The sequence below is a fragment of the Algoriphagus formosus genome (assembly GCF_002807035.1).
Taxonomy (GTDB): Bacteria; Bacteroidota; Bacteroidia; order Cytophagales; family Cyclobacteriaceae; genus Algoriphagus; species Algoriphagus formosus.
The window spans coordinates 1877095-1889249 of the sequence record NZ_NIUC01000002.1; the positions used below are offsets into that span (position 1 = coordinate 1877095).

The window sequence follows — 12155 nt, forward strand, 5'->3', positions numbered from 1 at the left end:
TTAGAATTTAACCCGCATTTTCCAAAGTCCTTCTGACCTGGTCCAGATTGACCCGAACCTCCTCGATGGTTTCCCATTCACGGCCTCGCTCCCCATGCTCAATGCCTACATAGCCATGATAATCATGGGCAAGGACGATTTTCATCATTCGGGTATAATCCAATCCAAATTCGCGTCCATTGTCATCCCAAACCCTAGGTTTGAGACTGACTCCTTTGGCACGAGGCATCAATTGATCTACTCCTCGATAGGAATCGTAGCTAAGAATTTGATCTCCATCCCGCTTCATGACAAAGTTGCCAAAGTCAGGCAAAGTGCCAGCCCGAGGGTGTTCCGTTTGTCTGATGAGTTCGGCGAGCCAAGTGCCATTGGAGGAAAAGCCTCCGTGATTCTCTATGATCACATTGATATCAAAATCATTGGCAAATTCACATATTCTTCGAAGCGTGGAGCTGCAAACGTTGATGGCTTCCTGCTCTTGCTTAGGGTCCTGACTGAACGGCACGGCCGTGTAAGCATTCACTCTGATGGAGTGGCACCCGAGAAACTTGGCAGCTTCTACCCATTTCTTATGGTTTTCTACGGTTTGCTTTCGCTCTTCGGAGGTTGCGGCACCCAGCTGACCTTCCCGGTCCACCATAATTAATACGTTGGTGACGCCTTCTCCATCGGAGCGGTTTTTCATTTCTTGGAGATAGGCTTTATCCTGAGCCTTATCCATGAAAAACTGGTTGACATACTCCACCGCATCAAAGCCATGTTTTTTAGCTTCAACAGCAAAGTCCAGGTTATCCATTTTCCCACCAAACAATAGCGGATTGACGGACCATTGTGCCAAAGAGATTTTAAAAATCGGGTCGGCTTTAGATTTGGCTAGCGCAAATTCAGGGACTCCCAGCCCTAAGGCAGCTGCTGCCAGACTGGTGTTTTTGAGGAAGGTTCTTCGGTTTTGCATAGGGAATATTGTTTGGTTTTGAAAAATTTAAAAGAATAAGATACGGTTTTATTTCTAATTATCAGGGATTTAGATTTCCCATCCGCTTCGATACTCCCTTGTCAGCATCTGATTTGCTTCTTCATCATTGGTGATTTTGACGAGGTTGGAATCGAAATCTACTTTTTTGCCAGCTCTCAGGGCAATAGCTCCAAGATTGATCGTATCGGTAATGCATTGAGCACGGGTAAAACTACCTGGTGTTTGTCGCTTTTCCAGCATGGCATCAACCCAAGAGTCAGTTTTGCGGTCCACTTCACGGGAATTGATCCGCTCGGAATCACGACCTGTCATCATTTTTGATTCTGGTAAAAGAACGGGATTTTCTCCACGGAAACCTCCGAGTATTTTTCCCTTGGTACCCACGATCATCAAACCTTCATCTGGCGTGTCCTTACCATCCATTTCCAGTTCTTCCGGAGCAAAAGGCTTCATTCCGCCATCATACCAAAACAGGTCAAAAGCAGGAAGGGAAGCTTGGGCCGGAAAATTCCATTTGATCGTACAGCTAGCTGGGAACGCCACGTCATTTTTCACCCATTGGTAAACCTGATTGACTTCTTCCCGAGTAGTCGTGCCAAAAGCCCGAGCGGAAACAGGACTTCGATCGATGCCCAAAGTTTCAAAAAGCGGAAACAAGCTGTAATGACCCATATCAGCAACCGATCCACCCCCGAATTCATACCAGCCCCGAAAGACATTATGCGTGTAGTTTTTGTGATAGGGCATATCAGGTACCGGTCCCAGCCAAAGATCCCAATTCAATCCTTCGGGGATAGGTTGACTTTCAGCAGGCCTCTTGGTCCACTGCTGCCAAACGGGCCGATAAGACCAATTGTGGATTTCCTGCAATTCCCCGATCAGCCCGGCATCCATCCATTCCTTGATCTGCCGGTACTCGGGCCGGTCGGACCAAGCTAATAGGTGCGTCACCAATCCTGAATCTTTGGCTTTTTGAATGACCTTTCTTCCTTCCAAAAGCCGATTGGCGATCGGTTTGTGTGTCACCACGTGCATATTTTGATTCATGGCTGCCAAGGCAATCGGCGCATGGGTATGGTCGGGCGTCATGATTTTGACTGCGTCGATTCCCTTCTCTTTTGCAAAAAGCTCCCGATAGTCCTCATAGCTCGCACAGCCTTTGTATTGGCCGGAAGCTTGGTTTTGAGCGTAGTATTTTTCCACATATTCCTGTCCAATATCCCGCCCACCCGGGATTCCGGGCTTTCCTTCCCACCAGGTATCGTCTCCGATGGTTCTTCGGATGTCATTTCGGATTCCATAAGGAGACCAATCAATGTAATCCGTGGAGAATTTATTCACATCACATACCGCAACCACCCGCACTTTGGGATTTTGCAAAAGGCTTCCCATTTCCCGTAGTCCCTGCGTTCCGCAACCGATATTGGCCACAGTCAGCTGGTCTGAGGGAGGGATTTTGCCCAGTCCGGCGATTACTGAAGAAGGAACGATGGTAAATGATGCGGCAAAAGTAGCCGCTGAAGCCAGAAAATCCCGGCGGTTGAGGTGGTCTGATTTAGACATGATCAAGGTTTTTTGGGTTGGAAATGGAATTTAGGGAATTGCGGTGAAAAAGGGGAATCAAATTGTTTCAACTCTCTTTAAGTAAGCTCCAAAACTCTTCCCGCATCTTATCCGCATCGATCTCGGTATAGACCTGTACCACTCTCGGGGTGTTTTCCGGAGGAGTCATGACAGAAGAAACCGTCGCCCACTCAGGATGAATGTAAGCCATCACCAATGCTAAATCCCACATCACCCGGGTTTTGTCCTGTGGGTTGTGTACTCGCCAGCGATCTGCTAAAATCTTCTCGATTGCCACGTTTTCATCCAGTCTCGCATAGGTCTCATCCCGATCAAACTTCAAAGCAAAGGAAGTCGTCGTGGTCATGATGGTGAAGTCCAGTCCTTCAAGATTAAGCAAGTAATCAAAGGCATTTAGGTCACAGCGGATATTGAATTCACTTTTGTTCCAAGCCCGAGATTCAGGAGTATACCAGGAACCCAAGGAAAAAAGTCGGATTTTATCTTTGATATCGGGTGCCAAAATCAAAGCTGTTGCCACATTGGTCATGGCACCAAGTGTCAGGACATGGAGCTTTTCTTCTCCTTTCATCTTCCGGGCTTCGGCGATAATGGCCTGAGCTGCCGGAGAATCTCTTGGGTCCTGCTGTCCCCATGCCCTTCCGATCTGCCGATCCGCACCCAAGGGATGCGGGATGTCCATTCGACCCATGGCAGCAAGAATCTCCTCATTGAGGCGCTGACTTTCTTCGACTGGCTTGAGCGTCGCGGTTTCGTAGGCATTCCACTTTTCGAAGACATTCAGGTCAGCATTATTGAAGTGAGCCGAACTCAGCCCGATCAGGTCGATTCCCGGCACTTTTACCAAATAGGCAATGGCATAGAGGTCGTCCATTTCATTACCTGTGTCGGAATCCAACCATACTTTCTGCTGGGCGAATGAAATGCTTTGAAATAGACAAAAACAGTAAATAAGTAGGAAAAAGGGTCTGTTCATAAGTTTCTTTAGGTTTAGCTTCCAAGATAAAAAGATTGTCTGAAAAAGGGTAGGCTAGCTAATTTCCAGAAAAGCTTATCTTAAGCGCATAAATCATTCCGCCATGCAAAAGCTTGCTCTATTCCATCTCCTTGGCTTTTTTCTTTTCTCCTGCCAGGAAAAAACTCCCCAATCCGAACAAATCACCTATCCTGAGCGACCCAATATCGTCTGGATCGTCGTGGAGGATATGTCTCCTGTGCATTTGGAAACTTACGGGGGCACAGGTGGTAAAACTCCGAACTTGAATGCCTTGGCAGCCGAATCCCTGCAATACCAAAATGCCTTTTCAACTGCGGGCGTTTGTGCTCCAAGTCGGGCGGCTTTGATCACGGGAGCCTATCAGACTTCCATCGGAGCCCATCACATGCGTACCACGGGCATGTCAGCAAATGCCTTGGATGCTTATCCCCCTGGTTTTAAAAGTTACAATGTGGTCTTGCCAGAGGGGATGATTCCATACCCCATTCATTTGAGAATGGCGGGCTACTATGTGAGTAATAATGTAAAGGAAGACTACCAGTTTGAGAGTCCGGTTTTTATGTGGGATGAAAGCAGTAGAAATGCCCATTGGAGAAATAGAAATGATCCCGACCAACCTTTCTTTTCGATTTTCAATTTTACTACCACCCATGAATCCCAGGTTTGGGCTCGGGAAGGGAAAGACAGCCTCTGGGTAGACCCCAAAGACGTGACTGTGCCTCCAGTTTATCCGGATGATTCACTTACCCGAAGGACTATTGCCCGATTTATCACCAATGTGATGAGGATGGATGCCCAGGTCGGGGAGGTGATTGCCCAACTGAAAGAGGACGGGCTATATGACAATACCATCATTTTCTTTTACTCCGACCATGGGGATGGGATGCCTTATTTCAAGCGGGAATTGTATGATCGAGGTTTGAAAGTGCCTTTGTTGGTCAAAGCTCCTTGGCTGGAAGGGGGGACAAAGACGGATGAACTGGTCAGTTTTGTGGATTTCGGGCCAACGCTACTTTCACTTGCTGGAATTCCAATTCCGGAAAGTATGCAGGGACAGGCTTTTCTCGGAGAGCAAAAGTCGGAGCCTAGAAACTATGTCTATGCCGCCCGGGATCGAATGGACTCAGAATACGATCGGGTGAGGGCGGTTTCAGATGGGCGTTTTAAATACATCAGAAACTACATGCCCGAAAAGCCGAATTACCAAAATATCCAATACAGGCTTCAAAATCCCTTGATGGGTCACCTTTTGGACTTGAACGAAAAAGGACAATTGAATGAAAATCAAGCCCGTTGGTTTGCTCAAAGCAAGCCTGAGGAGGAACTCTACGACACCCAAAATGATCCTTGGGAGTTTAACAACCTTGTAGGGAATCCGGAGTATGCCGATAAATTAGAAGAGCTGCGCAAAGCCCATAAGGACTGGGTCGCTGAGTACGGAGACAAAGGTGCCCTGAATGAAATGGAAATGGTGAAAGCCATGTGGAATGGAGGCGAAAATCCTCCCGTAACTTCTCCAGCTGAGGTGAGTTTTTCCGAGGGCAAAGCCACTTTAAGTTGCCCAACTTCTTCTACTTTAATCGGCTGGAGAAAGTCCAGCAGCGATTCATGGAAGATCTACACCGGACCTTTTGAAGCAGTGGCAGGAGATTCATTATATGTGAATAGCCATCGAATAGGCTTTGAGGCTGTGGAGGTTTCCATGAAATTGGGTAATAGGGATTGAAAAAAAATAGACAAAACATGAACTACTGAAAAGTAATTAGTTCTTTTTTCAGTGAAACATCTTCATAAGGACTATTTGTCATGCCCTATCAAAGGATATAATAAGAAAAGTCCAAAATTCAAGGTTCGGACCTTAATTGTATCCTCGTACGTTACAGATTGACTACCTCCTGGACTTGTACGGGGAAATATAGAGTAGTCAAAATCTGCCCGTTGATAACTGACTTCCAAGCCTAATTGAAATTTTCCAATAGCCCTGGATACTTGCAGATTTCCTCCCGCGGTAATAGAGGATAAACTGGGTTTAGAGCCGGCATGTGCCCATGTTAGAGTTTCATTACCCACTACCCTAACCATCTCGTAATAAGGGTAGTTGATCTGTCCGTAGCCTAGAAATATTCCCGTTCGATATTCCCAACTTCCTTGTTTCAAGAAATATCCTAACCCAGGAGTGATTGATAGCATGTTGTTATTTTCATGAAAAAAGCGAAAATCCAATCCGTAAAGATCATTGACGAAATCTTCCATTTCGATAACAGAGATCGGATTGTTTGTTACACCTGATCTAAGAAATACATAAAAGTTACCGGCTAAATGATAATTAAGGGTTCCGTGAATAGAGTAGCCAACTTTTGCAAATCCATTGCTAGCCTTGGAAATACTCGCAAGATTGGGTACACTAGAATCTGGAAAATAAACGGCAGCATTTTCCATATTTTTTCCTCCGAATACACCCACTGGAAAGGATGGACCTGCACTAATAGATAATGAGAATCTCCGGGGTGGATTTACTTGAGAAAAGGAAGATTGAAGCGTAAAGCCAAAGAATAAAACCAGCAGTATTAAATTTTTCATGAGGAGCTATTTTGATAGGATTAATCGTTCTTGATGAATCATTTTCCATTTGTATTTAGCACCCATATGGCAATCAGAAAGTCTTTTAGACCCATACAATGATTCGTTTATTTTCCAGAAACTGTTACTTTGATCGGAAAAGCATACTGCTTGAGAAAAACCAAAATTCCAATTAAGGAATATGGATAGGATCAATACAAGTTTTTTCATTTCAAAAGCACTTAGTTAAAAATATTAAAAGCAAATGCCACAAACAATAGGAAAGCTAAATTAGTCGCCACAATAATTTAGGTCATTTGTTTCTTAAAAAGTGATTTTAAATTACGGGAAAGCTTTCTTCAAGAAAATCACAAAAGAGTATAAATTCTATTTCACTCCCAACTTAGTAAACACCCCATCTCCTTCACCTCACCAAAAGGAGGCCGAATTCGGTATTCTTCGATTTGTTTTTGCCAGTCAATATCCTTCATCTGATAGTCGGGAGTGTAGCGCAGTTCATCCCAATAGGTGGATTTGGGGTTTTCAAATCTAGGGTCGCCCGTTTTCTCCATCCAATCCAAGAGTTCCTTTCTCATTTCTTCCTTGACGCTTGCAAAACTCGGATCGATTGCCAGGTTATTCAGTTGATAGGGGTCTTTTACTATATCGTAGAGTTCCTCCTCCGGCCTAGGGCCAAAGGCCAATTGGAAGTAATCCGGCTGTCCTGCTTGAGCTTTCCCCTCCAAGGCCATCATCAAAAACTTGGTAATGGAATGATCCACATCCCCGTATTGCCCGACGGACTGATGGACTGTCGGGTCACCGGCAGGATTTCGCTCCGGCATGGGATTCCAGATGTAGAGGTATTGATGAGTTCGAACTGCCCGCATGGGATAGCTCAGATCGCCCTTTCTGACATTGGCATGACGCTCCCGCTCTAGAAATACCTGATCCCGATCTTGTTTTTCTCCATCTAAAAATGCCCAAAGGGATTGTCCGCTCATATTTTCAGGATTTTTTCCGGCTGCCTCTAAAAAACTCGGAGCGAAGTCTACAAAATTTACAAATTCATGAACCACCGTTCCTGACTTGACTTTTTTGGGCCAGCGAATCGCCAAAGGCATCCGAGTGCCGTAGTCATAGAGATTGGCTTTGGCGCGGGGAAAAGGCATCCCATTATCACTCGTCATCACGATGATGGTATTGTCCAGTTCTCCGATTTCCTCCAGCATTGCGATCAGCTGCCCGCATTCCCGGTCAAAGCGCTCGATCTCGAAGTAATAATCCAGGATATCATTTCGCACGCAGTCATTATCCGGGAAAAAGCCGGGAACTACCACATCTTCTAGTTTCATCCCAGCCTGAATTCCCGTGTTTGCCACGTACTCCCGATGCGGGTCCGAACTCCCAAACCAAAAGGCAAAAGGAGCTCCATTCGGTCGGTTTTTCAAAAATTCAGTAAAATCCGAGTAGCTTTTCCCGGCAGGATTGTGTTCCAAACCTGAAACTTTGAAATCTCCCGGTCCCCAGCCTTTGCGCGTAGAACCAGTGAAGTAGCCCATTTCCTCCAACAAACTCACATAGGTAGGATATTGTGCCGGCCATTCCGACCAAAGGTTTCCACCGCTTTCGTTTTCATGAGGATAGCGCCCGGTGAGGATACTTGCCCGGGAAGGGGAGCAGGAAGGTGAAGCCGTGTAGGCATTGGTGAAAAGTGCTCCTTCAGCTGCCAATCGATCAAAAGTGGGCGTTCTGACTACTTTGTCTCCATAAACTCGCGCGTGCGGAAAAGACCAATCATCGGCGATCAGAAAGAGGATATTGGGCTTTTTATCTTGCCCAAAAACGGAAATCGAAGAAAGGAATAAAAGGAGTGAGATAAATATTGCCTTCATCTTATAGCGATTTGATCTTGAGTAAGATACTCAGCCATTTTCTGTGGACCAAATGAAGTTAAATCTCAAATGGTTTAAGGCATTCTTAACTTATATAGCTGAAATCTTCCTCCTCGTAGGATGTTGAGATCAATATATTCCCCAATTCCTTCCAGACTGCCTTTTTCAGAAAATTGCCAGATGACCCAGTTTCCGGTTTTTGGTTCATCAATTGAATTGTAATTGGCCACCCAAATTGGATATTCATCGAAGCCTTGATTATGAAGCACTTCCCAGAAAAACCGATCTCCGGTGTAAATCATCGGCTTGACCCCAAAATGTGCCTCTACCAAATTGAGCCAGTTTTTGATCCCTTGCCTCAAGCGATGCCTACTTTGAATGGTGCTGTGCTTTTCAATATCCAATACAGGGATTAAATCTCCCGATTGAAGCTGAACTGTTTGGATGAAGTTTTTAGCCTGTTTGGTGCTGTTTTCATTTGGGCGATAATAATGGTAAGCCCCTTTAAGAATAGAATGGTTTTTTGCTGCTTCCCAATTTTGCTTGTATCTCTTATCCAACCCATCCGATCCCATAGTTGCTCGGATTATCAAAAATTCAATCGGGCGATTTTGAAGTTGAATTTGAAGTTTTGAAAAATTGATTTTCCCCTGATATTCTGAAATATCAATGCCGAGAATCCCGTCCGGAAAGTTTTCAAAGACATTAGCGAATTTGAAAGATTCGCTCCATTTTGGACTTGGGCCGGTATAGTCTGACAATTCTCTTTTGATCCATTTGGAATACCGAATTGTAAAATAAACTCCACCAATCAGAGTCAGGGAGATGAAAATTATAACCCAAGTCCATGAGCTGGAATTCTGTTTTCGGGGCATTGATCAAATGAAGTCTTAAAGGATTTCAAAAGCAGCCGACTCCCAAGGGCCAAAGTCCAGATCAATCTCGGCACCTTCATCAGTGACCCGAAGCATAGTCTTTTTCTTCCCAAACATCAGCTCTTTAATCTCACGCTCTCCTTTTTCCAGCTTCCATGCATTTAATAGTTCCGGAGAAAGTTTCAAGGTGGTCTTTACCGATTGGAATTCATCAAAGTTGGTTACTACGATCAGCTTCTGACTTTCATCCCAGCGGGCAAATGCAAAAGCCTTGTCGGTGTAAGCAGGGTTTTGGGACCGGTTGAAGGAGTGCAATTCCATATACTTTCCCATCAGCGCCGAACTGTTTCGGGTAAAGTTCAGGACTTCGGAATAGTAGTTTCGAAGGGCTTTTTCATTTTCCGAAAGTTGCCCTCCGTCGAATTTTCCTCCATTCATCCACTTCTGATGCTTAGGCACTCCGATGTAATCAAAAATGGAAGTCCGGCTAGGTTGCCCAAACCCTGCCTTTTCGGCCCCGGGTTCTCCAACCTCCTGCCCAAAATAAATCATCGTCGGAGAAGTGGAAACCGTCGCAGAAACCACCATGGCAGGCATGGCCTTCCAGGGATTCCCGGCAAACTCCGGACTGGCAATTCGCTGCTCGTCGTGGTTTTCCAAAAAGTGCAGCATGTGGTGCTCTATATTCCGCTGGGATTCAAAAATTGCCGGCAAATGATCGGTCGAGCCGTGACCGTACATGATATTTTTTAGCGTATCGTAAAGCTCTACCTTGTCGTAGAGGTAGTCCATTTTGCCTTTCCAAAGGTAATCCCGATACAAAGTAGGTTGATAGACCTCCGCCATCAAAAAAGCATCTGGGTTGGTATGTTTGATGTGAGAATTCAAATAAGACCAAAACTCCACCGGTACCATTTCGGCCATATCGAAGCGGAAACCATCCACGCCTTTGCCCAACCAAAACTGAGTGATGTCCTTGAATTTCTTCCAGGAATCCGGCACTTCCTTCCCCTGCCAAAACTCATAATGCGCTTTCCAATCCAAGGAATCGGCTCCTGCAGGGAGTTCGTCAAAATCCTTTTTCCCATCCGGACTTACTCCATAATTGATTTTAACTGTCTCGTACCAATCATAGAAATCAGGCTGAGCCAATCGGGAACCGTTTCCGGTCCATTTGGCAGGGTTTTCATCAAACTTTCCATCCGCTAAGGGATGCTTTTCTCCACCCAGCGGCTGGTAGCCATTTTTGGGTTCAGGTACCTGAAAAGCTTCTCCCGGGATATAGTAAAAGTTGTTATCCTTGGCGTATTCGACCGTTTTATCATCATCGGCTCCAAAATCACGAACTCCGGCCGGGTTGTTTTTTCCTTCATAAAATCGGGAAACATGATTGGGTACGATATCGATGATCACCTTCATGTCATGCTTGTGCGTACGGGCGATCAAGGCTTCGAATTCTTCCATCCGCTTAGTCACATCCACCGCCAAGTCGGGATTGACCTGATAGTAATCTCGTACCGCATAGGGCGAACCTGCCCTTCCTTTGATCACATCCGGATCATCCGAACTCACGCCGATCTCCGGAAAATCTCCAATCACGCCATGATGAGGCACTCCGGTGTACCAGATATGGGATACGCCCAGTTTTTTGATTTCTTCCAAAGCAGTATCCGTGAATTCATTAAACTTCCCAACACCGTTTTCTTCCTTGGTGCCCCAAGGTTTGTTGGTGGTGTTCGTATTGCCAAAAAGGCGGGTAAAGACCTGATAAACGACTATTTTCTGGGGTTTCATAGGTTCGGATTCTTGGGATTTTGGAGCTTGGCAGGAAAGGGCTCCCGCTACCAAAACTGCCGGGATTAAAAATTTCTTCATGTGGTTAAATTTTTTTTTAAAGGTCACATGGAATCTTTGACGATTAAAATAATCATTGTCCAGTGTATGCAATAATTATTTTAATCGTGTCGATTTCATCAGCTTATCGGGTCAATCGATACAGTAAAATTGTATTTCTTTTGATCAAATCAGGGAATTGCTTCATATTGATCGTCTCGCCGGGAGCATGGGCCCCACGTCCGGAAGCACCCAAACCGTCCAAGCCGGGTAGGATATCCGCTACATAGGCAATATCTGCCGCACCCCGACTTCCTGGATCGCCAGGCTGCACTTCGCCTAGCCCCATATCCAAACTCACCTGATTTAGGATTGCTGCCAATTCGTAGTTTTCTTCCCGAGGACTCATGGATGGAATCCCGTCCCGAAAGGTGATTTCTGCATCCGTTTGATTAAGATTTCGATCCACGATTTCTTGCATTTTAGCACGGGTTCGTTCTTTTTGTTCTTCTCCCAAAAAGCGCAAATCTCCAGTCACGTATGCTTCTCTTGCCACAATATTGGTTTTTCCCAAGGCTTCTCCTTTTCCGGTGATCTCGTCATAGGAAATATCCGAACCGCCAATAATTTGTCCCGGGTTGAAGGTGAGGTACTGCTCACCGGCTAGCTCTTCTCGAAACTCTGTCAAAATTCGGGCAGCTTCATAGATGGCGCCATAGCCCACACTTTCACGAAATACCCCGCTGGAATGACTCTGCCGACCGGAGGTTTTTAAAGTCCAGCCACTGGAACCTCTTCGTGCAACCGTCACTGTATTGAATCCCTGTGCCGTCTCATAGCCTAGAGCGATATCGTGTGATTTGGATCGCTCGATAAAGTACCGTCGGGAAAGCTCATTGTCCCCCGAACTCTCCTCGTCACCCATAAAGTAAACTGTGACAGTTCGGTCATCCAGCATTCCCAGTTCATGTAGGGCTTTCAGGCTGGCAAAAACCAACACATCACCGCCTTTCATGTCATTGGCGCCTTGTCCCGTGGCGGTGCTGTCGTTAAGCCAAGTGAAAGGGGTAAAGGGCATGTCCTTTTCAAAAACCGTATCGATATGTCCGATTAGAAAGAGTTTTTTGCCTTTGTTTCCATTTCGGGTAGCCACAAAATGCCCGGCACGATTCACCTCAGCGGGTACTTCCACCCATTCTGTTTGGAAGCCGATCTTTTCAAATTCCCGGGCGAAAACCCGACCTACTTCCCGCACTCCTTCCTTATTCAGCGAACCCGAATTGATGTTGATGACTTCTTCAAGGAGAGTGACGGTCTCTTGGTAGTTTTTGTCGATCAGTTCGATCAGTTTTTGCTCGTCTTTATTGAGTTTTTGCTGCGCAAAGGAGAATAGTGGTCCAAAGGCCAGAATGAGGATCAGGGTGATTTTTTTCATC

The 12155-nt window shown here is 45.7% G+C and carries 9 protein-coding genes; 1 reads left to right on the plus strand and 8 read right to left on the minus strand.

The annotated features are described in order from the left end of the window. Window positions 1-7 precede the first annotated feature (7 nt). The 3 genes from CDH51_RS14390 to CDH51_RS14400 all read right to left on the minus strand — a co-directional run bounded on the left by CDH51_RS14390 (window position 8) and on the right by CDH51_RS14400 (window position 3536). Window positions 8-955 (minus strand): sugar phosphate isomerase/epimerase family protein, encoded by a 948-nt coding sequence (locus tag CDH51_RS14390; protein ID WP_100629190.1) that lies wholly within the window; start codon window positions 953-955, stop codon window positions 8-10. A gap of 69 nt (window positions 956-1024) precedes the next feature. After that, entirely contained in the window at window positions 1025-2539 is a 1515-nt protein-coding gene (locus CDH51_RS14395) for a Gfo/Idh/MocA family protein (protein WP_100629191.1), read from the minus strand. A 67-nt stretch (window positions 2540-2606) separates the two neighbouring features. Continuing rightward, window positions 2607-3536 carry a nucleoside hydrolase gene (locus CDH51_RS14400; protein ID WP_100629192.1) on the minus strand — a complete coding sequence of 310 codons (930 nt, stop codon included), beginning with the start codon at window positions 3534-3536 and terminating at the stop codon, window positions 2607-2609. A gap of 103 nt (window positions 3537-3639) precedes the next feature. Between CDH51_RS14400 and CDH51_RS14405 the strand changes: the two genes are divergently transcribed. After that, window positions 3640-5283 carry a sulfatase family protein gene (locus CDH51_RS14405; RefSeq protein WP_100629193.1) on the plus strand — a complete coding sequence of 548 codons (1644 nt, stop codon included), beginning with the start codon at window positions 3640-3642 and terminating at the stop codon, window positions 5281-5283. Window positions 5284-5354: 71 nt separating this feature from the next. Here the strand turns inward: CDH51_RS14405 and CDH51_RS14410 are convergent, their stop codons facing one another. The 5 genes from CDH51_RS14410 to CDH51_RS14435 all read right to left on the minus strand — a co-directional run bounded on the left by CDH51_RS14410 (window position 5355) and on the right by CDH51_RS14435 (window position 12154). After that, complete coding sequence (locus CDH51_RS14410) at window positions 5355-6137, minus strand: hypothetical protein (RefSeq protein WP_100629194.1); 783 nt, start codon at window positions 6135-6137, stop codon at window positions 5355-5357. Window positions 6138-6508: 371 nt separating this feature from the next. Continuing rightward, window positions 6509-8011: a sulfatase family protein gene (locus CDH51_RS14420; RefSeq protein WP_100629196.1), complete on the minus strand. Its 1503-nt coding sequence runs from the start codon at window positions 8009-8011 to the stop codon at window positions 6509-6511. A gap of 74 nt (window positions 8012-8085) precedes the next feature. Continuing rightward, entirely contained in the window at window positions 8086-8886 is an 801-nt protein-coding gene (locus tag CDH51_RS14425) for a glycoside hydrolase family 25 protein (RefSeq protein WP_100629197.1), read from the minus strand. Between the two features lie 15 nt (window positions 8887-8901). Then, on the minus strand, window positions 8902-10761 hold the full coding sequence (locus CDH51_RS14430; protein WP_100629198.1) for an alpha-amylase family protein: 1860 nt from the start codon (window positions 10759-10761) through the stop codon (window positions 8902-8904). Between the two features lie 103 nt (window positions 10762-10864). Beyond that, the gene (locus CDH51_RS14435) at window positions 10865-12154 is read right to left on the minus strand and encodes a M20/M25/M40 family metallo-hydrolase (RefSeq protein WP_100629199.1); all 1290 of its coding nucleotides are present in this window, start codon (window positions 12152-12154) and stop codon (window positions 10865-10867) included. Window position 12155 lies beyond the last annotated feature (1 nt).